Below are 26508 nucleotides of genomic sequence, written 5' to 3' on the forward strand. Positions count from 1 at the left end.
CTACCCTTTGCTGATGTCCGGCGCGTCGACGGCTTTCATACCGACGACATGGTATCCCGCATCGACGTGCAGGTTCTCTCCTGTGGTGCCAGAGGCCAGATCGGACAACAGATACAGCGCAGACTTGCCGACGTCTTCGATAGTGACATTGCGGCGGAGTGGCGAATTATATTCGTTCCACTTCATGATATAACGAAAATCGCCGATACCGGACGCCGCCAGCGTTTTGATCGGACCAGCTGAAATGGCATTCACCCGGATGCCGTCTTTGCCCAGATCTTCAGCAAGATATTTGACCGACGCTTCAAGCGCCGCCTTGGCCACGCCCATGACATTGTAATGCGGCATGACTTGTTCAGCGCCGTAGTATGTCAGCGTCAGGGCAGACCCGCCTTCCGACATCATCTTTTCGGCGCGCTGCATGATCGCTGTGAAAGAGAACACAGAAATGTCCATCGTCATCGCGAAATTGTCGCGACTGGTGTCAACATAGCGGCCACGCAATTCGTTTTTGTCCGAGAAACCAATGGCATGAACGATAAAGTCCAAGTGGTCCCAATGGTCTTCCAAGCTGTCAAAAAGCGCATCCATGGATGTTTCAGAACCAACGTCACAGGGCAGAACGATGTCGCTGCCAAGCTGTGCCGCCAACGGATCAACACGTTTTTTCAACGCGTCACCCTGATACGAGAATGCCAATTCGGCACCCGCGTCGGAACAGGCTTTGGCGATGCCCCACGCGATTGATTTGTCATTGGCCAATCCCATGATCAGCCCGCGTTTTCCCGCCATGATAGTGTTTTGCATGCCTGTCCCCACTTTTATTACCGATTGTTCCCGGATGCGTCGTTTTGACCAATACGGTAATGCGATAAGAGCATCAAGTTTCCTAATAGCTTTAGGCTACCGTCAGGTCATGCTTGTAGTACACTGGGGCTTGAAATAACGGCACATCGGTCAAACAGGAGCGGCTATGACAGAGCGTAAAGGCAAATTTGCAGGCGACGACCCTTTTGTGATTGCACAAAAGTGGTTGGCAGAAGCCCAAGACAGCGAACTGAACGACCCGAATGCAATAGCGTTAAGCACTGTAGACGCCTCCGGGTTGCCAAATGCGCGCATGGTATTGCTGAAAGACATCGAAGCCGGGGCGTTTGTGTTTTACACCAACTATACATCTGCCAAAGCACAGGAATTGGACAGCGCGGGCAAAGCAGCATTTGTGATGCACTGGAAGTCACTGCGCCGCCAAATTCGTGTGCGCGGTTTGGTTGAAAAGGAAGACGGGCCATCAGCCGATGCGTATTACGCCTCGCGGTCCCTTAAAAGCCGCTTGGGGGCTTGGGCTTCGGATCAAAGCAAACCGCTGAGCAGCCGCACCGCGTTGGTAGCCAAAGTTGCCAAAGTCACGGCCACGCATGGCACCAATCCCAAGCGCCCACCCTTTTGGGGCGGTTACCGCATTACGCCACTTGAGATTGAATTCTGGGCCGACGGCGATCACAGGTTGCATGACCGGTTTGTCTGGCGCCGTGAAAATACCGACCTTCCATGGGCGATAGATCGCCTAAATCCCTGAATTTCACGTATCGTGAATTGCAGCTTATTGTTTTGTATGGTTTTTTTCAGCTTGAATGTTTGATCAAAAATCGCGCAAGACTATGCGTTAGAGACTGTGCCACATTATTGGCAAATGAATGAAAGAAATACTGTGTCCAACGAAGAAAATACCACGGACCAGATTGCAGGCCTTGTTAAATGGTTTGACCCGGTAAAGGGTTTTGGATTTGTCGTCGCGGACCAAGGTGGGCCCGATATCCTGTTACATGTGAATGTGCTGCGCAATTTTGGCCAAAGCTCTGTCGCTGACGGGGCGCGCATAACTGTAGATGTCCAAAATACCGACCGCGGCGTGCAAGCCGTCGAAGTTATCAGTATTGAACCCCCTGAAGGGGACGGCACAGCAAACCTGTCTGACATCGCAGAGCTGGACGCCGATGCAGTGGCCGATGCGCCGCTGGAACCGGGCAGGGTCAAATGGTTCGACAAAGGTAAGGGCTTTGGATTCGCCAATATCTTTGCGCGTGAAGAAGATGTTTTCCTGCATGTTGAAGTGCTGCGCAGATCAGGGCTTTCTGATTTGCAACCCGGCGAGGCCCTTGCAATGCGCGTCATAGACGGCAAACGTGGTAAAATGGCCGCTGAAGTTCACGCCTGGGAAGTTGCATTACACAAGGACACCTGATTGTGCGGTATATTCTGTCTGCTTTGGCTCTGACTGTTGTTTTTCTATCTACAGGCGGGGCAGGGTATGCAGAATGTCGTGCTGATACCGTGTATCTTCGAGGCGATTGGGGGCAGGCGCGATTCAGCGTCGATGTGGCCGACACTTTTGAAACTCAAAGTCGCGGTTTGATGTTTGTGGAAGATATGCCTTTGTCCAAAGGCATGTTGTTTGTCTACGACCGTCCAAAATCGCTGTCATTTTGGATGCGCAACACACTTATTCCTTTGGATATGGTTTTTGTTGATCCGTTTGGCGTCGTGAAGCACGTCCACTCGAATGCGATTCCCCATGACCTGACCCCGATCCACGGCGGCGACGGGCTTGTCGCCGTTCTTGAGATCAACGGCGGTTTGGCCAAGCAGCTTGGCATTACGGTTGGATCTGAAATGCGGCATCCCTCTTTTGTGAAATCTCTGGCCGCCTGGCCCTGTTAGGCGGGTTGTGCTGCCATGGCGCAGGGGCTTTCATCGTTCCAATTGAATGGCACAGCGCACAAGTGAGATAAAATCGAATTGGGGTGCCTTTGATGTACTTTAAGGGCTTTTCAAATCAGAACACGCGGTCTAAAGAGACGCACATGGTTCGGGGCGTGGCGCAGCCTGGTAGCGCACCTGTTTTGGGTACAGGGGGTCGGAGGTTCGAATCCTCTCGCCCCGACCATATATAACCAGTCCGACACCCATGGGACTGCGACGCAAACAGGCGCTACATCTACATGTAGCGCCTGTTGTCGTTTTGGTCGTTCAAATCTCAACATCTTGTGTTTCTTACGCCAGCGGCTGCAGTGATTCCTTTGATCGGTGGGGTGTAGGCCGTGGGATTCATTGCAATTGGTTGCATCTTGGTCACCATATTTAGGGCCTGCATCGTAAGGTCTACAAAATATTGATTTAGCAAATTCCGTCCACAGTCATGGTCGTTAACCTGTGGATAACTTCATCGGATGGTTCACAAATCAGGGCTAAACTGGCCCAAACATTCACAAAACTGTGACCCGATACTGGGGGTAAAAATCCTTAACATTTATTAACGTTAACGAAGTGAATCGGGCACCCACGTGACCCCCTGTTTCATCTTCTTTGGTCAAGGGTGTTTGTTGTTAAAAAAGTGTAAAAAGAGCGTTGACCGGATGGGTGCAGATACGTCAAGTTGTGCAAACCAACCAACGCACCACTAGATTTAGTGACTAACACTAAGCAGGACGTTGGAACGGTAGGGACGGCAAAAAGCTTCAGTTTTCCAAATGGAACTGGCTGTGCAGCGTAACATACGTTGCGTGCAGCATCGATTTTTGCGCCCAAACGACTGAGGTGGGGGGCCCGCAACGCCGGGGCTGCCAAGAAAATTGAAACGCTTGTGATGAGGCAGCGCTATGAAGATTGAAAGAACATTCACGACAGCCGGGCAGGACGCATATGCGTCTTTGGAATTCGTGTCCACAGTGTCGGAAATCCGCAACCCGGACGGCACAATCGTCTTTCATCTTGATAACGTCGAAGTGCCCGCCAAATGGAGTCAGGTCGCGTCAGATGTCATCGCGCAAAAATATTTCCGCAAAGCAGGCGTTCCAAGCCGCTTGAAGAAAGTGAAAGAAAAAGACGTTCCTGAATTCCTGTGGCGCTCCGTTCCAGATGGCGACGATGTCGAGTTCACAGGCGAAACATCTTCCAAGCAAGTGTTCGACCGTCTCGCAGGTGCGTGGGCGTATTGGGGCTGGAAAGGTGGCTATTTCACCACCGAAGCCGACGCACAGGCCTACTACGACGAGATGCGCCACATGCTTGCCTCGCAGCGCGCCGCGCCGAACAGCCCGCAGTGGTTCAACACAGGCTTGCACTGGGCCTATGGCATCGACGGTCCGGCCCAAGGCCACCACTATGTCGATTACAAGACCGGCAAATTGACCGCGTCCAAGTCATCCTACGAACACCCACAGCCCCACGCCTGCTTCATCCAGTCCGTGTCCGACGATCTGGTCAACGACGGCGGCATCATGGACCTTTGGGTGCGCGAAGCGCGTCTGTTCAAATACGGCTCTGGCACAGGCACGAACTTCTCGTCTTTGCGTGCAGCGGGCGAAAACCTTTCAGGCGGCGGCAAGTCTTCGGGCCTGATGGGCTTCCTGAAAATCGGTGACCGTGCCGCAGGGGCCATCAAATCCGGCGGCACCACACGCCGCGCCGCGAAAATGGTGATCGTCGATGCGGATCACCCGGATATCGAGGACTTCATCAACTGGAAAGTGCTGGAAGAGCAGAAAGTGGCGTCCATCGTTGCTGGCTCCAAAATGCACGAGCAGAAGCTGAACCTGATCTTTGACGCGATCAAAGCATGGGACGGCGCCGAGGCCGACGCCTACGATCCAAAGGTAAACCCACAGCTGAAAGACGCCGTGCGCGCTGCCAAAAAGGTCGCAATTCCAGAGACATACGTCAAACGTGTGTTGGATTATGCAAAGCAAGGCCACACATCCATCGAATTCCCGACGTATGATACTGACTGGGATTCGGAAGCCTATAACTCTGTTTCCGGCCAAAACTCCAACAACTCGATCCGCGTCACAAACGCCTTTCTGACAGCTGTTGAAAAAGACGCAGACTGGGAACTGGTCAACCGTACTAACGGTAAAGTCCACAAGGTCATCAAGGCGCGCGATCTGTGGGAACAAGTCGGACACGCCGCATGGGCCTGCGCCGATCCGGGCATCCAATACCACGACACCGTGAACGAATGGCACACATGCCCTGAAGACGGTGAAATCCGCGGATCAAACCCATGTTCCGAATACATGTTTCTGGACGACACGGCCTGTAACCTTGCGTCGATGAACTTGCTGACCTTCCTGAAAGACGGCCAGTTCCAAGTCGAAGACTACATGCACGCCTCGCGTCTATGGACTGTGACGCTGGAAATTTCGGTGATGATGGCGCAATTCCCATCCAAAGCGATAGCGCAGCGGTCGTATGACTTCCGCACGCTGGGTCTGGGCTATGCGAACATCGGCGGTCTGCTGATGAACATGGGCTATTCCTATGACAGCGACGAAGGCCGTGCCTTGTGTGGCGCGTTGACCGCGATCATGACAGGCGTTGCATATGCGACATCTGCTGAAATGGCAGGCGAGCTTGGCCCGTTCCCGGGTTACAAAAAGAATGCCGACCACATGCTGCGGGTCATGCGCAATCACCGCAATGCGTCTTATGGCGCGAAAGAAGGCTATGAAGCACTGGCCGTGAAACCAGTCCCATTGGACCACGCCAACTGCCCGGATGCACGTCTGATTGATCTGGCAATGTCCACGTGGGACGAAGCGCTGTCTTTGGGCGAAAAGAACGGCTACCGCAACGCGCAAACTTCTGTGATCGCACCAACAGGCACCATCGGTCTGGTGATGGATTGCGACACGACAGGGATCGAGCCTGACTTTGCGCTGGTAAAATTCAAGAAGTTGGCTGGTGGCGGTTACTTCAAAATCATCAACCAATCCGTGCCTGCCGCTTTGGAAAAATTGGGCTACGGGTCGGCGCAGATTGAAGAAATCGTGTCGCATGCAGTGGGCCACGGCAGCATTGGCAACGCGCCGGGCATCAACCACACGTCCTTAATGGGGCATGGGTTTGGACCAAATGAGCTGGCCAAAGTGGACGCGGCGCTGGAATCAGCTTTCGACATCCGCTTTGTCTTCAACCAATGGACCTTGGGCGAAGAGTTCTGCACGCAAGTGCTCGGCATTCCAACGGAAAAGCTGAACGACCCAACCTTCGATCTGCTGAAATCCCTGGGCTTTTCCAAGGGCGACATTGAGGCCGCCAACAACCACGTTTGTGGCACAATGACCGTAGAAGGGGCGCCGCATCTGAAAGAACAGCACTACAGCATCTTTGACTGCGCCAACCCGTGCGGCAAAACCGGCAAGCGTTACTTGTCCGTGAACAGCCACATCCACATGATGGCGGCGGCACAATCGTTCATCTCGGGTGCGATTTCCAAAACGATCAACATGCCAAACGATGCAACGATCGAAGACTGCCAGAAAGCCTATGAGCTGTCATGGTCGTTGGGTGTCAAAGCGAACGCTTTGTATCGCGATGGTTCCAAACTGTCCCAGCCTTTGGCGGCAGCTTTGGTCGAAGACGACGACGACGCGCAGGAAACACTGGAAAGCGGTTCCATGCACGAAAAGGCCACAGTTCTGGCCGAAAAGATCGTCGAAAAGGTGATCATCAAGGAAATCGTCAAGTCGCACCGCGAAAAGATGCCAGAGCGCCGCAAAGGCTACACCCAAAAAGCCATCGTGGGCGGGCACAAAGTGTACCTGCGCACAGGTGAATACCAAGACGGCAATCTGGGCGAAATCTTCATCGACATGCACAAGGAAGGTGCAGGCTTCCGGGCTATGATGAACAACTTTGCTATCGCTGTGTCCGTGGGTCTGCAATACGGTGTGCCTTTGGAGGAATTTGTCGACGCCTTCACTTTCACCAAGTTTGAGCCAGCTGGCATGGTCCAAGGCAACGACAGCATCAAGAATGCGACCTCAATCCTTGATTACATCTTCCGCGAATTGGCCGTGTCCTATCTGGACCGCACCGATTTGGCGCATGTCCAACCCGAAGGCGCGTCATTTGACAGCCTTGGGCGCGGCGAAGAAGAGGGCGTCAGCAACGTCTCCGAGATTTCGGAAACAGCGGCCAGCAAGTCTTTGGAAGTGTTGAAACAAATCAGCTCGACCGGGTATCTGCGCAAACGTTTGCCGCAAGACCTTGTGGTTCTGCAAGGAGGCATGGCCGAGGCTGGCATGAGCGATCCTGTGGGTGCATTGGAAACTCTGGTGCCGGAAATCGCCACAGCCGCCGTCGTTTCGGGTGGTGGGGCAACGGCTGTCAGTTCAGGAACCGTCAGTTCCGGCTCAGTCAAAATGGACGCACGGGTCAAAGCCAAAATGCAAGGCTATGAAGGCGAAGCTTGTGGCGAATGTGGCAACTACACGTTGGTGCGCAACGGCACCTGCATGAAGTGCAACACATGCGGCGGCACTTCGGGCTGCAGCTAAAATTCACCTCTCCGATGCGGAGATGTGTAGGGGGGTGGCTCCATGAAAATGACCGCCCCTCGACGAATTAGGAAATTCTTTGAGTTTCCGCAGTAACAGGGTGGGGCGCGACTATAGTCCTTCCCACCTTATACGGGGGCCTTCTTTTGGGTCTCTGGTACACGGGGCGGGTGCGCTCGCCCCTGACGACGTCTAGGCCGCAGGCAAAAAAATTCCGAGCGGTTAACAAAGTGAGCTTAGACGGCGAAACTAATGGGGGGGCCTCGGTCCTCCCTTTTTTCTTGTGTTGTGCATTGATGGCTGTTTCTGGGGTTGGTTGTCCCCATCTTTATTTTCAGCGGCTAAAAGCCAACGCTCTAACTGATCCTTAAGGCTCAGGCTGTAAACGGCATGGATCACAGCAATCAGAGCGCCTATGCCACAACGCCGTAAACCGTCCATGCATCATATTCCGGCTTACGAAGATGCTGGGTTGTTCAAGAATACTGTGTCACCCATCGATGTGGAGCTGGTGCCGCAAATGCAGCGTAATGCGCGACAGGATTTGGTGGTACGCGGTTTTCTGCAGGATCGGTCGATTGATGTTGTGTTTGCGGGACGCCGCGCCAAACAAGTGGCGCCTTTGGAAACGCATCTGTCCGCGATGGTTGCGCATGCGCGGCGGTGGGCACAGGGGCAGGGGCTTGGACAATCGGTTGATGTGGACAGCCTACGTTTACCACTGCGCATCGAAGGTGCGTTTCGGCCAAAGTTTTCGCGTGATGTGTCAGGCTGGGAAACCCGTGCTTATCAAATCATGGTATCGCGTTGGACTATGATCGACGCGGTCGGAAATATTACAGTATTCGGCACGCAACCTGTCATTTCAGCGGCCAAAACCTTGCGTTAACAGGCATGTACAGTTCAGCCGGTTTTGACGGACCACTGTTCCCAAACAAACGGGTACTCCCAATCGCAACTGTGGGTGACGGCCAAACCTTTGCGAATTTCGTCACGCACAGGGCTGAAACGGGGTTCAAACAGATGGAACTGAACCTGAAGTGTCCCAATACGCGCCATGATCCCGCTATCGATCAGCGCGGGAAGCAGATCGTATTCTCCACCTTCGATGTTCATCTTCGCCAATGCGATGTCTGGAATGTCGTTGTCAGCAAAGAATCGGTCAAGGCTGCGAATTTCGGCTTCAAATGCAGTGGCGTGATCGGCCACAGCAGAAGACGCATCGCCTGCATCCGAAAGCGTCAGGTGGCCGTCTTCTGCACCCAAAGCAAAGCTGTGCACGTGAACATTGTTATGATTTGCAAACTTGTCATGCAATGACTTTGCAAATCCCGGATGGGGTTCAAAAACATGAACGACTGCTTCGGGTTGTGACCGCAAAACATCTTCGGTCCACGCGCCCACATATCCGCCAAAGTCAAACACGACAGCGCCCGCGGACAAATCATATCGTTCCAGACGGGCTTGGCCTTTGTCGCGCTTCCAAGCCTTGTAGGCATCATGAAACACGCCTTTCCAAGGATTGCGACGGCGGTCGAGCCAGCGTTTGAGTGAGGCCATGAAACATTTCCTTCAAAACTTGACCTTGGTTAGCGGTCCATGGCCTGCGGTTCAAGCGCTGGCGTGTGCATTGTGCGTTATTCAGCGGTGCCCAAGGTGTCACGCAGGCGTGCGCGGGCACGGGCAAGGCGCGACATCACAGTGCCGACAGGCACATCCAACTGATGCGCCAAAGTGGCAGGGGATGTCTCTCCGCTGCAGATCAGTCGCATCAACGCGGCCTGATCGGCAGGCAGTGCATCGATCGCCTGCAAAGCATCGGCACATTCCAAACGGGTCAATGCCACCGGATCAACTGCAACCGCATCGTCTTCCAGTTCTTCGGGTGGCGGCGGACCACGCCATTTCATGCGGGCTTGATTGTGAAGCGTGCGCATCGCGTAGGGCCCCAATTTGTCGATGGAATGCCCCTTTTTGAGCCGCTGCAATATCCGCAGCAACGCGTCTTGCATCAGATCTTCGGCGTCGGCGGGTGATGGGGTCAAACGCCGTGCACGCCTTTGCAATAAGGGCATCAGGTCTTCCAGAGATGTGTTTTGCATGAATAGTGCCTCCTGCGGGCACTGTTTCAAATCCTCGCAAATACACCATATGGGGGAAATTTGCCGATGGCAGGTTTGCGCATTTTTTGGGCAAGGCGTCGCGCATGGCGCGGTCTCAATTCGGCGGTTCTGTGCGCGGGGACTGGGGGCAGGGACGGAAAGGGCGAATTGCGCATCAATCAGTGTGAGGGCCGATGACGGTCCTTAACCACAAAATCCTGAAAGGGAGTTATCACATGACAAAGTTTCACATCGGTACACTGGCCATCTTTGCGGCCTTCGCATCCCCTGCCTTGGCCCAAAGCGCTGATGCAAATGGCGACGGCGTGCTGACCATCGACGAAGTGCAGGCCGTCTATCCAGACGTGACAGCCGACAGCTTCACAGCGATGGATTTGAACGCTGATGGCGCTCTGGATGCAGAAGAAGTGTCTGCCGCCCAAGACGCGGGTCTTATGCCGGCAGGCTAACCCAAGAACACTGGTGCCATCTTTGCACTTTCGCGTGCCCACGTGGAAGTGCCAGATCTGACATCGCCCAGATGGCACCGGTTGGTGGGGGCGCGCGACCCGATGGTTCCCCAAACTCATCGGGTCGCGTTGCTTTGTTGTTTCAGTGGGTTAGGGCTTGAGGTGAATGTTGAATTTCGCCCTTAACGCAGCTTCCAGCGCAGGATCAAACTGTGCCTGTGACGGGGCACCCAGAATGTCTTCTTTGCGTGCCGTGGCTTTGGCGATCAGATCGGGCTTGCCCTTTTCTGCCCATTCCTTTGGCGATGTACGATCCCCGAACGTCGGATAGACGCTTTCGGTTTGCATCCGCGACAGCGTTTGATCGGTGCCTAGATAATGACCGGGGCCGCCCATACAAACTTGTGCAATTTCGTCCACGGCGAGGGTTTCGTCGTTCACTTCGATGCCACGCACGCAGCGCATGGCCTGTCCTAGAAGATCGTCGCTCAAGATCAGGGATTCGTGGCAAAATCCAAGTAATGATGCGTGCATGCCTGCAGCTTCATACACCATATTCACACCCGAAAGTCCCGCCAGAACGCTAGAACACATCTGTTCCCAACCGGCTTGCATGTCGGGCATTTTCGAATCCGACGCCCCGCCTGCGGCCCCTCCGGGCAGGTCATAGAACCGGTGCATTTGCCCGCAACCAGCTGTCAAAAGGGCTTGTTCGCCCGACCCAATGGACATCGCACCTGTGCGCAGATCCAAACCGAAAGGCCAGGTGCCAAAGACACAAGGCGCGCCCGGTTTGACGGCGTTGACATAGACCAGCCCCGCCAGACATTCGGCAGTGGCTTGCACAATCGCGCCTGCGATGGTGGACGGGGCAGTGGCGCCTTGCATGCCGGCCGACAACAACAGCACAGGCAATCCCGCTTCAATGCAGCGTTCCATAACTTCGCAACTTTCGGTGGCGAACTTCATCGGAGGCACAACAAAACAGTTGGAATTGGACACAAAAGGGCGTTCGCGGAATTTGTCTTCGCCGCCCGCGATCATGTACAGCATCTCTACGGCAGGGGCGACAAAATCGGGTTCCGTAAAGGACGTGCCGATGTGTTTCATGGTGCCGGAACAGGCCGCAAAAATGGTGTTGTAGTCCATTTCCATATTGTCTGTGATGTCGCGGCACACCATCGGTCGCTGGCAAAAGTGTACGTTGTCCAAAACATCAACGATTTTTGCCGCGTCGTGCAGGTCTTGCACAGTGGATTCGCGGTACGCGTTGCCTGCAACATCGACCATGTGCACGGCGGCGCCAGCGGTGCCGTAATGCACGTTTGATCCGGACAGTTCCAGATCGGTTTTCCCGTCACGGCTGAAGTAGGTCACCGACCGGTTGGCGCGTGCCAAGGTGTCTTCGACCAAGGCGCGTGGAAAGCGGATGCGACCGTCATCGCCCAGAATTGCTCCGGCTCCCGTTAGGTAATCGATCCCGGAAGGTGGCGCGTCTGCCAACCCGATGCGCTCAAGTGCATCCAATGCGGCGTGGTGGATGCGTTGCACGTCTGCATCGGACAGTGGATTGTACCGGCCACCCTCCATGCCGGGGCGAATGGGGCGGAGGCTGTCTGCCAACGGTGCTGCGCGGGCGGCGCGGCGTGCGGCGCGACCGCCGCTGCGAGACGGATTTTGTGCGTTCATTTTGTGGAATATCCATTTGGTACGTCAGAGAAAGAGCTTGGCGGTTAGCCCTGCACAGGTCGCCCCCGCGCCGCACGGCCGCGTTCCGCACCGATGGTGCGTACAACAAGTGCGATTTTGCACCGGCTTCGCTGCACAGACGTCCTCCCAAACATCACGCGTGGATCATCGCGTATGTCGCAAGTGTGCCCGTGGTCTACCTGCGACGTCTTGTCCATTTACGACGTGCATGTGTTTTTTCGATCGCGTCCCGCAATGCGGTTTCTTCGGCGGAAAAACACACAACAGGCGGGAAAATGTCGGCGGGATTTTGCATTCTGGCACAGGCTTGCCGAGCGGCACGTGTTTGGATGGTCAAGGCTGGCGTGCACCTGAAAAACGACCATGTGTTGTCCCATGCAAAGCGGCACCTGCAGAAAGGACCGTTTCTGCAAATATTGCGGCAAGTAACAGGAGAAACACTATGAAATGCACGATAATGATCACCGCCTTGGCAGGGTTGGGCACCAGTCTTGTCGCGCTGCCGGCTTTGGCGGGCAGCCCCACGGAAACAGTCGCACCCGAACCGGTGATCGCTTCCCCGCCACCCCCACCGCCTCCGGTGTCATTGGGCGGCGACTGGGGTGGTTTTTACGGCGGTTTGCAATTGGGCAATCTGGACGTGGACGGCACAGGTGCCGCGGACGGTGACGATGTGACCTTTGGTTTTCACGGCGGCTACAACTACGACTTTGGCCAATTCGTGGTCGGTGGTGAATTCGATTATGACTTTGGCGATATTGATCTTGGCGGGGCGGCCACCGTCGACAATGTGATGCGTCTAAAATTGAAAGCGGGCTACGATCTGGGACGTACCTTGATTTATGCCACAGCCGGTGCGGCGCGGGTCGATACGTCTTTGGGGAATGAAACCGGAGAGTTTCTGGGCCTTGGTGTTGCCTATCAGATCAATGACCGATTTGTCGTAGGGGGCGAAGTTTTGGAACATCGCTTTGATGATATTTCGGGCAGTGGTGTGGACGCGGATGCCACGGCTGTGACGGTACGCGCGTCGCTTCGTTTCTAAACAAATTCCAAGACCGCTGGCGCTGTATTGCGCCAGCGGTCTTGGCATATGGGCGTGTCACCACCGCCCTGATGCGCCGCCACCCCCCGAACTACCACCCCCAAAGCTGGATCCGCTGGAGGATTTCGAAATTCTGGAAATTGAATAGGCGCTGACCATCCGGTAGTCGCAATTGGTGCAGTATTTGGTGCGTTCACCCGATCCGCTTGCGCTGGTTGTGGCCCGTTGCAGAACGCGGCGTGTGGCGCGAAGCCCACCTGTCTGGCCGCATTGCGGACAACTGCGCAGACGCATCGCGCGATCCTTGATCCAGTTGCCGCCAAAAAGCCAAATGAAAGGCACCGCAAGCACGGCCAGCCACCAAGGTGCGCCTTTCCCTTTTGGCGCGTCTTCACCGGCGCTGTGCGGCACAGCGATTGTATCGATCGTATCCTGAACCCCCTCCAAGATGCCTGTAGCATAATAGTTGTCGCGGAATTTGGGTAAAAAGCTGCGATCAATGACGGTTTTGGCGACACCATCCCAAGCCCCTGAATATCCCTTGCCCAGTTCGATGCGCATGGCCCTGTCCTGATACAGCACCAGCACCATGATCCCGTCGTTGCGGGTTGCGTCGCCGACACCCCAATGATTGAACAACCCTGTGGCGAAGGCCTCCATCGTGACGTCCGGATTGTAAGTGGCTTGCCGCGTCAGGGTCACAACGGTCATTTCCACACCGGTTTCATCGCGCAGCTTTGACAGTGATCTATCCAGCTGCGTTCGTTGTTCAGCCGTCAGCAATCCGGCAAAATCGTTGACGGTTGTCGATGCATAGTCGGGATAAAAGGTCTGTGCAGTGCCAGCCAATGGGCAAAGGCACAGCAAGACTGCAAAAATGTAGCGGATCACGGTAAACTCCCCTTCAGTAGATGCAGGCAGTTTACCGCAAGGACCCTTGTCCGTCAGGTCGTGTTTTCCAGACCCTTTTCTTTGGCCTAGATTTTACGTTTCGAGACTTTGGGCAAACGCGCAAAGGGTACGCAAAGCGTCCGAGAATTGCGTGTCCTCGATGGTCATGGCCACACGCACATGACCCGCGGCAGCAGCGCCAAAGCTTTCCCCCGGCATGACAGCGATGTGGTGGGCATCCAGCAAGGCGTTTGCAAAACCTTCCCCCGACAGGCCGGTGGCCCGTACGTCCAGCATCAGGTACATTGCCCCTTGGGCAGGCACCAGACCCACTGTGTTTTGCTCTGCCAGAACCTGTTTGGCCAAGGCACGTCTGCGGCGGAAGGGGGCTGCGATTTCTTCTTCAAAAGCAGGGCCTTGATCCATCGCAAATACTGCAGCGTCCTGAATGAAACCCGGCACGCCATAGGTTGTGTGGGTCGACAGGTTGATCGTGGCCTCGATCACATGTTCGGGGGCCACGATCCATCCGCACCGCGATCCGGTCATAGCGTGGGACTTGGACATGGAGCCCACGACCAAAGTGCGCTCGGCCATGCCGGGCAGGGCGCGGGGGCTGATATGGGTGCCTTCCCAGATTTGCGTGTCGTAGACTTCGTCCGAAATCAGCCACAGGTCATGATCAAGACACACCTTTGCGATGCCGTCCAATGTGCTGCGGGAATAGACGGTGCCGGTGGGGTTGTTGGGGCTGTTGATCAGAAGGGTCTTGGCACCTTTGGCTTGCGCGGCAATGTCGGCGGCACGCGGTTGAAAGGCGTCTTCTGCACGGGTCTGGATTGCACGCGGGATTGCAGAGGCGCCGCGAATGGTGCCGGGGTAGGTGGCATAAAAAGGATCAAGGTACAGCGCCACATCGCCGGGGTCACACAGACAGGTGTGTGCGGCAAACAATGCTGATTGCCCACCCGGTGTGACCATGACGTTGGCGGCTGTGGTCGGCACGCCTGTTCGCTCTTGCACGCGCGCGGCGATTGTTTCGCGCAGGGCCGTCGTGCCTGGCACCATCGCATAACCCGTATGCCCGCCCAGCGCAGAGGCATGCATGTCGCGCAAGATAGGGGCCGCTGTGCGAATGTCGTGTTCACCGATGGTCAGTTCCGTCACGGGGGTGCCGTCCTTGATCATCTGACGGGCGCGATAAAACACGTCCCATCCGTCGGACCCTGTGCCTAGAATGGTCGAAATGCGTTGGCTCAGTTCCATGGTGCGACTCCCTCTTAGGTGCGGTCGCGCCACGTCGCCCGAGCCGAGCGCCATTGTCAATATCTCAGCCGTGCAAAGCCACGCTGTCTGTTGGGGCCTGTGCGCGGTCATGCAGCCCGTAATCACGCATGACATGTGCCACCCGCAAACGGTACCCTGCAAACAGACCATCACGCCCCACCGATTGCGCCCCCCGATGCGCGTGCAAACTGCGCCATGCAATCACGGCCGCTTCGTCGCGGAAAAACGACAGCGACAACAATTTGTCGGGGTTGGACAGGCTTTGAAACCGTTCCACCGAAATGAAGCCGTCGACCTGATCCAGCAACGGGCGCATCTTGGCTGCCATCTCCAGATAGGGCTCCATTTTGCCGTCAGCGGGTTCGACTTCGAAAATTACGGCAATCATTTTGTTTCTCCCAATGGCACTGAATGTGGCGCTGACGCCAGTTTGAGAAACGTGCGATCTTCGCGCAAGATAAAGCGTTTTGATTGCGCGAATTCATAGTTCTCGCGTCCCAATGGATCTGCGGCAAGCCGGGCGCGGTAGGCCTCATAGCTGGCAAGATCGGGAATGTTGTAGATGCCATAGGCCAATGTTGATGACCCTTCATGTGGCGCATAGTACCCCACCAGATCGGCGCCACAGCGTGGGATGGCTTGGCCCCAGTTCCGGGCATACTGCACAAAGTCCGCTTTTTTGGTGGGGTCGATGTGGTATTTTATGATGCAGGTCAGCATGGGTGTCTCCTTCATTTGCTGGGGCCTGTCTAAAGGATTGCCTGTCGATGATGCTTCGGTTACGGTCGAAGTATGAAAGAAGGTCCAGATATAGCATCTATTGCCGCCCTCATCGGTGATCCCGCCCGCGCCAACATCCTGACAGCTCTGATGTCGGGCAAGGCACTGACCGCCACTGAACTGGCGGGTGAGGCTGGCGTGACGCCCCAAACAGCCAGTGCGCATTTGGCAAAACTGGATGCAGGCGGGTTGCTGAAAGCTGACAAACAGGGACGGCACAAATATTTCGCACTGGCGTCCGACGATGTGGCTGGGGTTTTAGAAGGTTTGATGGGGTTGGCGGCCAATTCAGGGCATTTGCGCACCCGAACTGGCCCAAAAGACGCGGCCTTGCGCAAGGCGCGTGTGTGTTACAGCCATTTGGCAGGCGAAATGGGCACCCGAATGTTTGATCACATGATCGCGCATCGGTTGTTGATCGAAGGCGAGGGCGATGTCGCTTTGACGGATACGGGCACGGTTTTTGCGACTGAGTTCGGGATCGATGTGGCGTACCTAAACCGGCAAAAGGCGCCCCTGTGCAAAGCGTGTCTGGACTGGAGCGAACGGCGCACGCATCTGGCGGGCAGTTTGGGCCGTGCCATGCTGGCGCGTATGGAAGAACTGGGCTGGGCGACACGTGACCAGAAAACACGGATCGTAGCGTTTAAGAAGACGGGCGAGGCGGCGTTTGAGGGATTGTTTGGCTAGGGACTATGCGGGTCATAGCGGCCACCAATCAAAAACCTTCGGTCAAATTTGAACCATACTGAGTTGCATGAGAGGCAACTGAAGCGGTAACGGCCAATGCCTTCATTGATGGTCGGTTGTGTATTGGCCGTGGCGCTACAGCAGGTCCAAGCGGATTCTACCCTTTGTACGAAGACCATTCCATAGCGTTGCTGCACTGCAGTATGCCAATGGCGCTTCTTTTTTAAGCGCTCGCATCAGAAAAGACGCAATTTTCAGCACTGTGGCCAGCAATGCCCATGGAAGACTTGATAGCGCTTCACCTCTTACGCACCACGTTCAAAGATTTGGTTGTCCGCTTAAGGGCGCTTCAATGCCACGCGAAGGTGCAATCCTGGCAGATAACGACCCTCGCATGGCTGCAACAAAAGAGCTGCGTTATCCGCATATCAAACTGACAAGGCCTTGCCTAGCAGGCTGATGGCGTGCGCGGCCAACTCTAGAGGGTCTTTCCATTGACTATTCGTAACACACTTCTCACATCTTTTTCCGCGCTGGCACTGGCCGCTTCGGGCACCGTGGCCTTCGCGGATTGTGCCGACCCTATCAAGGTGGGCGTTCTTCACTCGCTTTCTGGCACGATGGCTATTTCCGAGACAACTTTGAAAGACACCATGCTGATGCTGATCGAACAGCAAAATGCCGCCGGTGGCGTATTGGGATGTCAGATTGAAGCGGTGGTTGTTGATCCGGCGTCTGACTGGCCCCTGTTTGCCGAGAAAGCCCGTGAATTGCTGACGGTGCATGAAACTGATGTGATCTTTGGCAACTGGACATCTGTTTCCCGCAAGTCGGTTTTGCCGGTCATTGAAGAGCTGAACGGCCTGTTGTTTTACCCCGTTCAGTACGAGGGCGAAGAAAGCTCTCGTAACGTGTTCTACACGGGTGCTGCGCCAAACCAGCAAGCCATTCCTGCGGTGGATTACTTCCTTGAAGAGCTTGGCGTCGAGAAATTCGCACTGTTGGGCACGGATTATGTTTACCCGCGTACGACCAACAACATTCTTGAACAATATCTCACAGACAACGGTATTGCCGCAGAAGACATCTTCGTCAATTACACGCCGTTCGGCCATTCCGACTGGGCGACAATTGTCGCGGATGTTGTGGCCTTGGGTGAAGACGGCAAACAGGTTGGTGTGATTTCAACAATCAACGGTGACGCCAACATCGGATTTTACAAAGAACTGGCAGCTGCGGGAATTTCTGCTGATGATATTCCGGTCGTCGCGTTTTCGGTGGGCGAAGAAGAGCTGTCGGGCCTCGATACAACAAACCTTGTCGGACACTTGGCGGCCTGGAACTACTTTATGTCCGCTGAATCGGACGCAAACACAGCCTTCATAGACAGCTGGAAGGGTTTTGCGGGCGAAGATCGTGTTACAAACGACCCCATGGAAGCCCATTACATCGGCTTTAATATGTGGGTCGCTGCGGTCGAAGCGGCAGGCACCACGGATGTAGACGCGGTTCGCGCGGCGATGTACGGGCAAGAATTCCCGAACCTGACCGGTGGTACGGCGGTGATGCTGCCAAACCACCACTTGGCCAAGCCGGTGTTGATCGGTGAAATTACCGCAGACGGCCAGTTCGATATCATTTCCCAAACAACCGAAGTTCCGGGCGATGCATGGACTGATTTCCTGCCAGACTCTGCCGTATTGACGTCTGATTGGAAGGACTTGGGCTGCGGTATGTACAACACCGAAACCAAGACCTGCGTTCAGCTGACTTCAAACTACTAAGTCACATTTCAGGCGCACGATGGAGACGTCGTGCGCCTGTTTTTTGCTCAATACCGAAAGATCACTATGCGCCATATCCTCCTTGCTTTGATGATGATGCTCGGCGGCACGCTGGCCGCATCCAGCCAGACCTTACAAACGATTTTGCAAACCCACGCAGAGGAAATCGCCAGCCCATCGCGTAATTCTGTCGGGGTTGCTTTGGATGATCTGGTGGCATCCGGATTGCCGCAAGTCACTGAATTTTTGGAACAATGGGCAGATAAAAATATCTGGCAACGCAGTGATGGAGTGTTCTTCATTGCCAGTAAAGCCGGCAAAGACCTGACGTTGACCGACATCGATACCAAAGAACAAAGCACGGCACCCGCCGCGGGTTTTACGCGTCTTAAGCCCAACGGTGGTGTACGCCGCGTGATTGGCACAGCACTTGTGCAATTCCAACTGTCCGACCCTGATTTGGCCCGCCGAGAAACTGCCGTGGCGTCCATCGCACGCCGCCCCGAAGCTGCGCAACTGGCGCCATTGATGGCGTCGATCGACGGTGAAACGGACGCGGCCCTAAAAACCCGCAAGATCCAACTGGCGGCCCTTCTGTCGGCACGGTTTGCGAAAACCCCGACGGACCGGATCGCAGCAATAGACGGGCTTGCCACGGACACATCAGTCGAAGCCCGCGCCGTTCTCAACCAAATTCTGTCCACGTCATCTGGTGCCGCGTTGAGCGAACCAGACGGGAATATCGCCACAATCCTTGACCCGATGGCTGAACCAGACGCATTCTATGCAGCCTTGGTTGATGCGGGTCTTGCCCCGGCGCGCCAAACCGCTGCGGATATTCGGGGTGCCTTGGAAGCCAATATCGTTGCGGGACGTATCGGCGGGCTGCCGTTGGCGCGCATGGACGATCCTGACGTACGTATTGCTGCCTATGCTGCGTTGGCCGCTGACGGCACAGTGCCTGAACTGGTCACTGAAAATCTGCGTGATGCGACACTTTCTACGCATGTTTTCTTTGCGCTTTACGACGAACCCAACCGCGACATTACGCAGGCCGCCGAAAAGGCCCTTGCATCGGTTGAAACCCGTGTGGCCGCCGCACAAACCGTTGATCTGACACTTGATGCCTTGTCGCTGGCGTCGATCTTCTTTCTTGCGGCCATTGGCCTTGCCATCACCTTTGGGGTGATGGGCGTGATCAACATGGCACATGGCGAATTCATCATGATGGGCGCCTACACCGGCTACGTCGTACAGCTGTTCATCCCCAACTACACCGTGTCGATCATTGTCGCGCTGCCTTTGGCTTTTGCGGTGACTTTTGCGGCGGGTGTGGTGATGGAACGTCTGGTGATCAGGCGTTTGTATCATCGCCCACTTGAAACGCTTCTTGCAACCTTCGGGATTTCCATTGCGCTGCAACAGATCGCCAAGAACGTCTTTGGCACCCAAGCACGGCCCCTGACATCCCCTGATTGGCTGGCCGGTGCATGGATCGTCAATGATGTGATCCAGATCAGTTTTATCCGCATTGCAATTTTTGCAATGGCGCTGATCTTTCTGGCGCTGATTATCTATATCCTCAAACGCACGCGCTTGGGGCTTGAGGTCCGCGCCGTCACCCAAAATCCCGGCATGGCCTCGTCGATGGGGATCAACCCGAACCGCATCAATATGATGACTTTCGGGCTTGGCTCTGGCATCGCGGGGATCGCGGGGGTGGCCATTGGGCTTTATGCCAAAGTCACCTCTGAAATGGGGTCCGACTATATTGTGCAAAGCTTTATGACTGTTGTTGTGGGCGGGGTGGGCAACGTCTGGGGGACCTTGGCGGGGGCTGCGATGATTGGCTTTGGCCAAAAGGGGATTGAATGGTTGAACCCGTCCAACACCCTGGCTGCACAAACCTTCATGATCCTGTTTGTCATTCTGTTTATCCAATTTCGCCCTAAAGGCATCGTCGCCCTCAAGGGCCGCGCGGCAGGAGACTGAAGATGGAGCGTTCATTCTTTGCAAAAAACCCGTCCGTTCTGTGGTTCCTTTTAGGGCTGTCTGTGTTCACCATTGCTGTGACGATCCTAAGCGAGGCCTCTGGCACGGCTATAATCTCAACCTCCTTCCTCAAGACGCTGGGCAAGACACTGTGCTTGTGTCTTGTTGCAATCGCGATGGACGTTGTCTGGGGATACTGCGGCATCCTGAGCCTTGGGCATTTCGCGTTCTTCGGAATTGGCGGTTACGCAATCGGCATGTGGCTGATGTATGCACGCACCAAAGAGATTGTTGTGACTTCGCTTGAAAACGCGACGTTGCCGCCCACACCCGATGAGATAACAAACGCCATCGGCGGCCAGATATTCGGCGTTGTCGGCAGCTCTGACTTTCCGCTTATCTGGGCATTTTCCCATTCGTTGACGTTGCAACTTTTGGCTGTGGTTCTGGTGCCCGGTGCGCTTGCGCTGGTCTTCGGGTGGCTTGCGTTTCGCAGTCGTGTCACAGGCGTTTACCTGTCGATCCTGACCCAAGCGATGACCTTGGCGCTGTCGCTGTATTTTTTCCAGAATGACACGGGGTTGCGGGGCAACAACGGGTTGTCGGGGCTGCAAAACATCCCTGGATTAGAGGCGATGTCACAAGCCACGGTGTCTTTGTGGTTCTTCTGGGCATCGGCCGTTGCCTTGGGGGCGGGCTATGTTTTGTTTGCGTGGATCACCGCAGGCAAACTTGGATCGGTCATTCGCGCCATCCGCGATGATGAAGCGCGGGTGCGGTTTTTGGGGTATCACGTCGAAGGCTATAAGCTGTTTATATTCACAATCACGGCCATTATTGCAGGCATCGCGGGGGCGCTCTATTATCCGCAAGCTGGCATCATCAACCCCGCCGAAATCGCGCCGATTGCGTCGATCTATTTGGCGGTTTGGGTCGCGATTGGGGGTCGTGGGCGCCTGTACGGGGCGGTCATTGGGGCGGCGGTCGTGTCGTTGATGTCGTCATGGTTCACAGGCGGCGGTGCACCAAACATCAATCTGGGGTTTTACGTCATCAACTGGACGGACTGGTGGCTGGTGTTGCTTGGCCTGACGTTTGTTGCCGTGACCTTGTTTTTCCCCAAGGGCATCGGTGGCCTGTTCGATCTTTTGCACAACCGGAAAGGAGACGGGGCATGAACACCCTTCTTGAAGTGTCCGGTGTCAGCGTAAGCTTTGATGGCTTCAAAGCCATCAACAACCTGTCGATCCAGATCGGTGAGCCGGAATTGCGCGCCGTCATTGGCCCGAACGGGGCCGGTAAAACCACATTCATGGACATTTTGACAGGCAAGACAAAGCCCGACGAAGGACGTGTGATCTGGGGCGAAAAATCCGTGTCCCTTTTGGGGATGAACGAAAGCCAGATCGCGCAAGCGGGCATTGGGCGCAAATTCCAAAAACCCACAGTGTTTGAGGCGCAAACGGTGCGCGAAAACATCGTAATGGCGCTTAAGAACCCGCGCCGTCCGTTTGATCTTTTGTTCAAACGCGGATCCGATGATGCAGAGGCACGGGTGCGTGCGATCAGCGACGAGATCGGGTTGAGCGACGCATTGGATCACATGTCGGGCGCACTTAGCCATGGCCAAAAACAATGGCTAGAAATCGGGATGCTTCTGGCACAAGATCCACGACTGTTGTTGGTGGATGAACCGGCCGCTGGCATGTCCCCGTCCGAGCGTGAACACACGACTGATCTGTTGGTTCGGGCGGCCAAAACCCGCGCTGTCGTGGTCGTTGAACATGACATGGAATTTGTGCGCCGTCTGAATTGCAAGGTAACCGTCCTGCACCAAGGCGCGGTTTTGGCTGAAGGCAGCCTTGATCATGTCACCAAAAACCAAGACGTCGTTGACGTGTATCTGGGACGCTAAAACATGCTGAACATAGAAAATCTGACCCTTAAATACGGCCAAAGTCAAATCCTGAACGGGGTTGGCCTCCGCGCGAAAGCGGGCGAAGTCACGGCTGTAATGGGCACGAATGGTGTTGGAAAAACGAGCCTGTTGAAAGCAATAGCAGGACGTCACCCTTATGCCTCGGGCACAATGGTGCTGGATGGCAAACCCATAAGTCATTTGAACGCGTTTGATGCAGCCAAAGCGGGTATCGCATACGTGCCACAGGGACGTGAAGTCTTTCCGATGATGACCGTTGTCGAAAACCTCCAGACGGGGTTTGCTTGTCTGGATAAAGCAGATCACCTAGTGCCCGACCACATCTATGATCTGTTTCCGGTGTTGCACGAGATGTCCGACCGGCGGGGCGGTGATTTGTCTGGCGGTCAGCAGCAACAGCTTGCGATTGCGCGTGCGTTGATCACGCGGCCAAAGGTGTTGTTGCTGGACGAGCCGACGGAAGGCATCCAGCCCAACATCATCCAGCAGATTGGCAACGTGATCCGTATCTTGTGCGAACAGGGTGATATGGCGATTGTTCTGGTCGAACAGTTCTTTGATTTCGCGTTTGATCTGGGCGATGATTTCACGGTGATGAAGCGCGGCGAAGTTGCATTCAACCGGCGCAGCGACGCCCTTGATCGCGAGACACTGTATGCACAGGTCGCAGTTTAGGTTATTTCTGGGGCGCCGGGACGTCAAAACCGCCGATCTTGGACAGCAAGCTGACGACATGGTCCGCACCGGTGCCGTTGCGCAAGCTGGTGAACACAAACGGCTTTTCACCGCGCATGCGCACGGCGTCCCGTTCCATCACGTCAAGAGACGCGCCCACGTGTGGGGCCAGATCGGTCTTATTGATGACTAGGATGTCTGATTTGGTGATGGCAGGGCCACCTTTACGGGGGATTTCCTCGCCAGCGGCGACGTCGATGACGTAGACCGTCACATCGGCCAATTCGGGGCTGAAGGTCGCTGAAAGGTTATCGCCACCGCTTTCGATCAACACGATTTCAACATCCGGATGGCGGCTGCGCATTTCTGCAATTGCGGCCAAATTGATAGAGGCGTCTTCGCGTATAGCCGTGTGGGGACACCCGCCGGTTTCTACGCCGATTACGCGATCTTGGGGCAGAATTTGCATGCGCATCAACGCTTCTGCGTCTTCTTGGGTGTAGATGTCGTTGGTGATGACCCCGATGGAGAGGTCGGGATGCAGCAGCTTTGCCAAGGACGCCGTCAACGTCGTTTTGCCTGCACCAACAGGGCCGCCGATGCCGATCCGTAAGGGTCCGTTTGAAGATGCCATGGGATGTCCTTTCAAGAGCGAAAAATGCGTGAATACTGGGTTTCATGACGCATAGACACGATGTCGGACAGCCATGCGCAGCTGTGCAGGTCGTCCAGTGTCGCGCCAACGCAGTGTTTGGCTGTCGCCACGCAATGGGGCTTTAGGGTGGTTTGGACTTTTTGCCCATCGATCTGGCCCAGTGGAACCAGCCGCATTGCCGCAGCTATGAGGTTTCCTGTGAAGGCTTGAAGGTACATCGCTGTGGCCAGTTCCGGATCAAGCCGCAGCGTCACCGCCGCCCGACCTACGGCGACAGGATAGCAAAGCTGGCCAAGGTCGATGTTCCAAACGGCCTGAACCGTTTCGCAAAATGCCGCCCCCTGCAAATCGGTCTCGCGCAAGCGCTCGGCGGTTCCGGCAAAGGCGCGGGCCTGGGCGTCAATCATTGGGATCGCGTTGTCGCTGCCCGCATATGCGACATTCAGCAAGACAGCGTCAGAGCGCGCAGAGCCGAATTGAAGCAGGTCCAACACCCAAGCTTCCAGTGTGGCCGCTGATGTAATGGCCCCGTCATTCATTGCTGTTTCCAACCCGTGCGAATAGGCAAAACTGCCGACCGGAAAGGAAGGAGAGAACAGCTGTGACAGGGTTAATACGTCAGTGTTGGTGGTCATGCGCGGTTGCACCGTGTTCATGAGAATGGGTTCGGCCATGACCGTAGGCGCCACCTTCGGGGGTGAACGGTTCCTGAACAGGGGTGACGACTGCACCAAGGTGTTCCAACATATGCCCAATGACCGGATCGCTCTGGATCAGCAGACGGTGCGCTTCGATCTGGCACGGGGTATGGCGGTTGCCAATGTGCCACGCCAGTTGCACCATGTCGCCAGTCACCTGCAACAAAGGCTCCTGTGCTGCGATCACCTCGATCAGGCGGCCGTCGTCAAGTTCGAAGGCGTCGCCGTGATCCAGCGACGTGGTGTGCGCCAAATCAACCAAAAGCGTTTCACCATGATCGGTTGTGATGACTTTGCGCCTTAAAAAACGGTCGTCATAAGCCAGAACACATTGATTGAACGCGCCAGACCACGTGCCCGCTTTGCGGATAACCTGAGAGATATAATCAGCCATCAGAACAAGAAATACCGCTGGGCCATTGGCAATTCGGACGCGGGTTCACAGGTCAGCAATTCACCGTCCGCGCGGACTTCATAGGTTTCGGGGTTTACGTCCATATGGGGTGTCGCGTTGTTCAAGATCAAATCCGATTTTCCTATGTTGCGGGTGTTTTGCACCGCAACGGTTTGCTTGTTAAGGCCAAGTGTTTTCCCGATGTCATTTGCCTGCGCCGCCTCTGAGACAAAGCAAACGGCGGAGTGTTCAACGGACCGCCCAAACGCACCGAACATGGGGCGCGAGTAGACAGGTTGCGGTGTTGGGATCGACGCATTCGGGTCCCCCATTTGCGCACATACAATCGTGCCGGCCATCAAGACCATCTCGGGTTTGACACCGAAAAACGCAGGGTTCCACAAGACAAGATCGGCGCGTTTTCCTTCGGCTATGCTGCCAATCTCGTGGCTGATGCCGTGGGCAATGGCCGGATTGATTGTGTATTTCGCAATGTAGCGCCGCACACGGAGATTGTCGTTCTCGCCGGTTTCCTCAGACAGCCGCCCGCGTTGTTTTTTCATCTTATCAGCCGTTTGCCATGTGCGGATCAAGACCTCGCCCACGCGGCCCATGGCCTGACTGTCGGATGCAATAATCGAAAAGGCGCCCATGTCGTGCAGGATGTCTTCGGCGGCAATTGTTTCACGCCTGATGCGGGATTCCGCAAAAGCCACATCTTCGGGGATGGATTTATCAAGGTGATGGCAGACCATCAGCATATCGAGATGTTCTTCGAGGGTGTTGACCGTGTAAGGCCGGGTCGGGTTGGTAGAGGAGGGTAAAACGTGTTCTTCGCCACAAATCTTGATGATGTCCGGGGCGTGTCCGCCGCCAGCCCCTTCAGTGTGAAAGGCATGGATGGTGCGGCCCTTCATGGCAGCCACTGTGGTCTCCACAAAACCCGATTCATTCAGCGTGTCGGTGTGGATCATCACCTGCACATCCATGTCATCGGCCACGGACAGGCAGCAATCAATGGCTGCAGGTGTGGTGCCCCAATCCTCGTGTAGTTTCAGCGCACAGGCCCCGCCGTTTACCATTTCCACCAAAGCGTCCGGCTGGCTTGCGTTGCCTTTGCCCGCAAACGCAAGGTTCATCGGGAAGGCATCGGCGGCCTGCAACATACGTCCGATATGCCATGGGCCGGGGGTGCATGTGGTGGCCAAAGTGCCATGTGCGGGCCCCGTGCCACCGCCCAGCATCGTGGTCAGGCCAGAATGCAGCGCATCTTCGATCTGTTGCGGGCAAATAAAGTGGATATGGCTGTCAAATCCGCCTGCTGTCAGAATACGCCCTTCACCGGCGATTGCCTCGGTTCCCGGTCCGATGATGATATCGACGCCCGGTTGCGTATCGGGGTTCCCCGCCTTGCCAATCTTGTGGATGCGCCCGTCTTTCAGCCCGACGTCTGCTTTGTAGATGCCGGAATGGTCCACGATCAGCGCATTGGTAATGACAGTATCAACTGCGCCTTGTGCACGCGTGGCTTGGGATTGTCCCATTCCGTCACGGATCACTTTCCCACCGCCAAATTTGACCTCTTCGCCGTAGGTGCGACCGTTCACGCCATTGGCACGCTCTGAGGTCAAATCGCGTTCAACTTCGACGATCAAATCCGTGTCAGCAAGGCGCAGTTTGTCGCCGACGGTGGGTCCAAACATGGCAGCATAATCGGTGCGGCTGATCGTCGTGGCCATCAGAGGTCTCCCATGACTTTGTTGTTGAACCCAAAGATCCGGCGTGCGCCTGATATTTCGATCAGGTTCACCTCGCGCCGCTGTCCCGGCTCAAAACGCACAGCTGTTCCGGGCGCAATATCAAGGCGGCGTCCATAGGCGGCATCACGGTCAAAATCCAAGGCGGCATTGCTTTCGGAAAAATGATAGTGGCTGCCGATCTGAACCGGACGATCACCGGTGTTGGCAACCATCAAAGTAATTGCCTCGCGGCCTTCGTTCAGGATCAGGTCGCCATCGGCGGGGAAAAGTTCACCTGGAATGATTTTGGGGGACAT

At 55.5% G+C, this 26508-nt stretch carries 26 protein-coding genes and 1 tRNA gene; 14 read left to right on the forward strand and 13 right to left on the reverse strand.

What is annotated here, in order from left to right; genetic code table 11:
• Complete coding sequence (gene fabI, locus ASD8599_RS09550) at positions 1-807, reverse strand: enoyl-ACP reductase FabI (RefSeq protein ID WP_108828317.1); 807 nt, start codon at positions 805-807, stop codon at positions 1-3.
• A 166-nt stretch (positions 808-973) separates the two neighbouring features.
• Here fabI and pdxH point away from each other — a divergent pair, with 166 nt between their 5' ends.
• The 6 genes from pdxH (at position 974) to ASD8599_RS09580 (ending at position 8229) form a co-directional block, all read left to right on the forward strand.
• Positions 974-1579 carry a pyridoxamine 5'-phosphate oxidase gene (gene pdxH, locus ASD8599_RS09555; protein ID WP_108828318.1) on the forward strand — a complete coding sequence of 202 codons (606 nt, stop codon included), beginning with the start codon at positions 974-976 and terminating at the stop codon, positions 1577-1579.
• A 114-nt stretch (positions 1580-1693) separates the two neighbouring features.
• Positions 1694-2245, forward strand: coding sequence for a cold-shock protein (locus ASD8599_RS09560; RefSeq protein ID WP_181364451.1), 552 nt, complete (start codon positions 1694-1696; stop codon positions 2243-2245).
• Positions 2245-2721, forward strand: a complete 477-nt coding sequence (locus tag ASD8599_RS09565) for a DUF192 domain-containing protein (protein WP_422664763.1) — start codon at positions 2245-2247, stop codon at positions 2719-2721. Before ASD8599_RS09560 ends, ASD8599_RS09565 begins: the two co-directional genes overlap by 1 nt.
• Positions 2722-2870: 149 nt before the next feature.
• Positions 2871-2947, forward strand: a tRNA-Pro gene (locus ASD8599_RS09570).
• A 712-nt stretch (positions 2948-3659) separates the two neighbouring features.
• Positions 3660-7340, forward strand: coding sequence for a vitamin B12-dependent ribonucleotide reductase (locus tag ASD8599_RS09575; protein WP_108828320.1), 3681 nt, complete (start codon positions 3660-3662; stop codon positions 7338-7340).
• Positions 7341-7755: 415 nt separating this feature from the next.
• Positions 7756-8229, forward strand: a complete 474-nt coding sequence (locus ASD8599_RS09580; RefSeq protein WP_108828321.1) for a hypothetical protein — start codon at positions 7756-7758, stop codon at positions 8227-8229.
• A gap of 14 nt (positions 8230-8243) precedes the next feature.
• Here the strand turns inward: ASD8599_RS09580 and ASD8599_RS09585 are convergent, their stop codons facing one another.
• Complete coding sequence (locus ASD8599_RS09585) at positions 8244-8900, reverse strand: FkbM family methyltransferase (RefSeq protein ID WP_108828322.1); 657 nt, start codon at positions 8898-8900, stop codon at positions 8244-8246.
• A 77-nt stretch (positions 8901-8977) separates the two neighbouring features.
• Entirely contained in the window at positions 8978-9442 is a 465-nt protein-coding gene (locus ASD8599_RS09590) for an RNA polymerase sigma factor (RefSeq protein WP_108828323.1), read from the reverse strand.
• A gap of 236 nt (positions 9443-9678) precedes the next feature.
• Between ASD8599_RS09590 and ASD8599_RS09595 the strand changes: the two genes are divergently transcribed.
• Positions 9679-9912, forward strand: coding sequence for an EF-hand domain-containing protein (locus ASD8599_RS09595; protein ID WP_108828324.1), 234 nt, complete (start codon positions 9679-9681; stop codon positions 9910-9912).
• A gap of 150 nt (positions 9913-10062) precedes the next feature.
• Here ASD8599_RS09595 and ASD8599_RS09600 read toward each other — a convergent pair whose 3' ends face one another.
• The gene (locus ASD8599_RS09600) at positions 10063-11601 is read right to left on the reverse strand and encodes a trimethylamine methyltransferase family protein (protein WP_108828325.1); all 1539 of its coding nucleotides are present in this window, start codon (positions 11599-11601) and stop codon (positions 10063-10065) included.
• Positions 11602-12064: 463 nt separating this feature from the next.
• Here ASD8599_RS09600 and ASD8599_RS09610 point away from each other — a divergent pair, with 463 nt between their 5' ends.
• On the forward strand, positions 12065-12667 hold the full coding sequence (locus ASD8599_RS09610; RefSeq protein WP_108828327.1) for an outer membrane protein: 603 nt from the start codon (positions 12065-12067) through the stop codon (positions 12665-12667).
• Between the two features lie 57 nt (positions 12668-12724).
• On the opposite strand, the gene ASD8599_RS09615 is transcribed toward ASD8599_RS09610, so the two are convergent.
• The 4 genes from ASD8599_RS09615 to ASD8599_RS09630 form a co-directional block, all read right to left on the reverse strand.
• On the reverse strand, positions 12725-13558 hold the full coding sequence (locus ASD8599_RS09615) for a TPM domain-containing protein (RefSeq protein ID WP_181364452.1): 834 nt from the start codon (positions 13556-13558) through the stop codon (positions 12725-12727).
• A gap of 93 nt (positions 13559-13651) precedes the next feature.
• Positions 13652-14824: a pyridoxal phosphate-dependent aminotransferase gene (locus ASD8599_RS09620; RefSeq protein WP_108828329.1), complete on the reverse strand. Its 1173-nt coding sequence runs from the start codon at positions 14822-14824 to the stop codon at positions 13652-13654.
• Between the two features lie 64 nt (positions 14825-14888).
• Positions 14889-15233 carry an antibiotic biosynthesis monooxygenase family protein gene (locus tag ASD8599_RS09625; protein ID WP_108828330.1) on the reverse strand — a complete coding sequence of 115 codons (345 nt, stop codon included), beginning with the start codon at positions 15231-15233 and terminating at the stop codon, positions 14889-14891.
• Positions 15230-15565, reverse strand: coding sequence for an NIPSNAP family protein (locus ASD8599_RS09630; protein ID WP_108828331.1), 336 nt, complete (start codon positions 15563-15565; stop codon positions 15230-15232). Before ASD8599_RS09630 ends, ASD8599_RS09625 begins: the two co-directional genes overlap by 4 nt.
• Positions 15566-15637: 72 nt before the next feature.
• Between ASD8599_RS09630 and ASD8599_RS09635 the strand changes: the two genes are divergently transcribed.
• From ASD8599_RS09635 to urtE, 6 genes are all read left to right on the forward strand, one after another.
• On the forward strand, positions 15638-16315 hold the full coding sequence (locus ASD8599_RS09635; RefSeq protein ID WP_108828332.1) for an ArsR/SmtB family transcription factor: 678 nt from the start codon (positions 15638-15640) through the stop codon (positions 16313-16315).
• A gap of 533 nt (positions 16316-16848) precedes the next feature.
• Positions 16849-18099 carry an urea ABC transporter substrate-binding protein gene (gene urtA, locus ASD8599_RS09640; RefSeq protein WP_245926149.1) on the forward strand — a complete coding sequence of 417 codons (1251 nt, stop codon included), beginning with the start codon at positions 16849-16851 and terminating at the stop codon, positions 18097-18099.
• Positions 18100-18165: 66 nt separating this feature from the next.
• The gene (gene urtB, locus ASD8599_RS09645) at positions 18166-20091 is read left to right on the forward strand and encodes an urea ABC transporter permease subunit UrtB (protein WP_108828333.1); all 1926 of its coding nucleotides are present in this window, start codon (positions 18166-18168) and stop codon (positions 20089-20091) included.
• A gap of 2 nt (positions 20092-20093) precedes the next feature.
• Positions 20094-21269, forward strand: a complete 1176-nt coding sequence (gene urtC / locus ASD8599_RS09650; RefSeq protein ID WP_108828334.1) for an urea ABC transporter permease subunit UrtC — start codon at positions 20094-20096, stop codon at positions 21267-21269.
• A complete protein-coding gene (urtD, locus tag ASD8599_RS09655) occupies positions 21266-22006 on the forward strand; it encodes an urea ABC transporter ATP-binding protein UrtD (protein WP_108828335.1) in 741 nt (246 codons plus the stop codon). Before urtC ends, urtD begins: the two co-directional genes overlap by 4 nt.
• A 3-nt stretch (positions 22007-22009) precedes the next feature.
• The gene (gene urtE / locus ASD8599_RS09660) at positions 22010-22705 is read left to right on the forward strand and encodes an urea ABC transporter ATP-binding subunit UrtE (RefSeq protein WP_108828336.1); all 696 of its coding nucleotides are present in this window, start codon (positions 22010-22012) and stop codon (positions 22703-22705) included.
• Position 22706: 1 nt separating this feature from the next.
• Here the strand turns inward: urtE and ureG are convergent, their stop codons facing one another.
• From ureG to ASD8599_RS20350, 5 genes are read right to left on the reverse strand one after another with little or no spacing between them, the layout of a single operon-like run.
• The gene (ureG, locus tag ASD8599_RS09665; RefSeq protein WP_108828337.1) at positions 22707-23339 is read right to left on the reverse strand and encodes an urease accessory protein UreG; all 633 of its coding nucleotides are present in this window, start codon (positions 23337-23339) and stop codon (positions 22707-22709) included.
• Positions 23340-23350: 11 nt separating this feature from the next.
• Positions 23351-23995, reverse strand: a complete 645-nt coding sequence (locus ASD8599_RS09670) for an urease accessory protein UreF (RefSeq protein ID WP_108828338.1) — start codon at positions 23993-23995, stop codon at positions 23351-23353.
• A complete protein-coding gene (ureE, locus tag ASD8599_RS09675) occupies positions 23979-24452 on the reverse strand; it encodes an urease accessory protein UreE (protein WP_108828339.1) in 474 nt (157 codons plus the stop codon). Before ureE ends, ASD8599_RS09670 begins: the two co-directional genes overlap by 17 nt.
• Positions 24452-26191 carry an urease subunit alpha gene (gene ureC, locus ASD8599_RS09680; RefSeq protein WP_108828340.1) on the reverse strand — a complete coding sequence of 580 codons (1740 nt, stop codon included), beginning with the start codon at positions 26189-26191 and terminating at the stop codon, positions 24452-24454. The genes ureE and ureC overlap by 1 nt, the downstream gene beginning before the upstream one ends.
• Entirely contained in the window at positions 26191-26496 is a 306-nt protein-coding gene (locus ASD8599_RS20350; RefSeq protein ID WP_108830099.1) for an urease subunit beta, read from the reverse strand. Before ASD8599_RS20350 ends, ureC begins: the two co-directional genes overlap by 1 nt.
• Between the last annotated feature and the right edge of the window lie 12 nt (positions 26497-26508).

The organism is Ascidiaceihabitans donghaensis (assembly GCF_900302465.1).
GTDB classification, from domain to species: Bacteria; Pseudomonadota; Alphaproteobacteria; order Rhodobacterales; family Rhodobacteraceae; genus Ascidiaceihabitans; species Ascidiaceihabitans donghaensis.

Excerpts from the sequence above, each read along its gene's own strand:
- ASD8599_RS09585 (WP_108828322.1), bottom strand. The coding sequence starts at position 8,900 with ATGGCCTCACTCAAACGCTGGCTCGACCGCCGTCGCAATCCTTGGAAA.
- ureE (WP_108828339.1), bottom strand. The coding sequence starts at position 24,452 with ATGGCTGATTATATCTCTCAGGTTATCCGCAAAGCGGGCACGTGGTCT.
- urtB (WP_108828333.1), top strand. The coding sequence starts at position 18,166 with ATGCGCCATATCCTCCTTGCTTTGATGATGATGCTCGGCGGCACGCTG.
- pdxH (WP_108828318.1), top strand. The coding sequence starts at position 974 with ATGACAGAGCGTAAAGGCAAATTTGCAGGCGACGACCCTTTTGTGATT.
- ASD8599_RS09580 (WP_108828321.1), top strand. The coding sequence starts at position 7,756 with ATGCCACAACGCCGTAAACCGTCCATGCATCATATTCCGGCTTACGAA.
- ASD8599_RS09595 (WP_108828324.1), top strand. The coding sequence starts at position 9,679 with ATGACAAAGTTTCACATCGGTACACTGGCCATCTTTGCGGCCTTCGCA.
- ASD8599_RS09590 (WP_108828323.1), bottom strand. The coding sequence starts at position 9,442 with ATGCAAAACACATCTCTGGAAGACCTGATGCCCTTATTGCAAAGGCGT.
- ASD8599_RS09560 (WP_181364451.1), top strand. The coding sequence starts at position 1,694 with ATGAATGAAAGAAATACTGTGTCCAACGAAGAAAATACCACGGACCAG.
- ASD8599_RS09625 (WP_108828330.1), bottom strand. The coding sequence starts at position 15,233 with ATGATTGCCGTAATTTTCGAAGTCGAACCCGCTGACGGCAAAATGGAG.
- ASD8599_RS09630 (WP_108828331.1), bottom strand. The coding sequence starts at position 15,565 with ATGCTGACCTGCATCATAAAATACCACATCGACCCCACCAAAAAAGCG.
- ASD8599_RS09635 (WP_108828332.1), top strand. The coding sequence starts at position 15,638 with ATGAAAGAAGGTCCAGATATAGCATCTATTGCCGCCCTCATCGGTGAT.
- urtE (WP_108828336.1), top strand. The coding sequence starts at position 22,010 with ATGCTGAACATAGAAAATCTGACCCTTAAATACGGCCAAAGTCAAATC.
- ASD8599_RS09610 (WP_108828327.1), top strand. The coding sequence starts at position 12,065 with ATGAAATGCACGATAATGATCACCGCCTTGGCAGGGTTGGGCACCAGT.
- ASD8599_RS09670 (WP_108828338.1), bottom strand. The coding sequence starts at position 23,995 with ATGACCACCAACACTGACGTATTAACCCTGTCACAGCTGTTCTCTCCT.
- ASD8599_RS09575 (WP_108828320.1), top strand. The coding sequence starts at position 3,660 with ATGAAGATTGAAAGAACATTCACGACAGCCGGGCAGGACGCATATGCG.
- ureG (WP_108828337.1), bottom strand. The coding sequence starts at position 23,339 with ATGGCATCTTCAAACGGACCCTTACGGATCGGCATCGGCGGCCCTGTT.
- ASD8599_RS09620 (WP_108828329.1), bottom strand. The coding sequence starts at position 14,824 with ATGGAACTGAGCCAACGCATTTCGACCATTCTAGGCACAGGGTCCGAC.
- ASD8599_RS09600 (WP_108828325.1), bottom strand. The coding sequence starts at position 11,601 with ATGAACGCACAAAATCCGTCTCGCAGCGGCGGTCGCGCCGCACGCCGC.
- urtC (WP_108828334.1), top strand. The coding sequence starts at position 20,094 with ATGGAGCGTTCATTCTTTGCAAAAAACCCGTCCGTTCTGTGGTTCCTT.
- ureC (WP_108828340.1), bottom strand. The coding sequence starts at position 26,191 with ATGGCCACGACGATCAGCCGCACCGATTATGCTGCCATGTTTGGACCC.
- fabI (WP_108828317.1), bottom strand. The coding sequence starts at position 807 with ATGCAAAACACTATCATGGCGGGAAAACGCGGGCTGATCATGGGATTG.
- urtD (WP_108828335.1), top strand. The coding sequence starts at position 21,266 with ATGAACACCCTTCTTGAAGTGTCCGGTGTCAGCGTAAGCTTTGATGGC.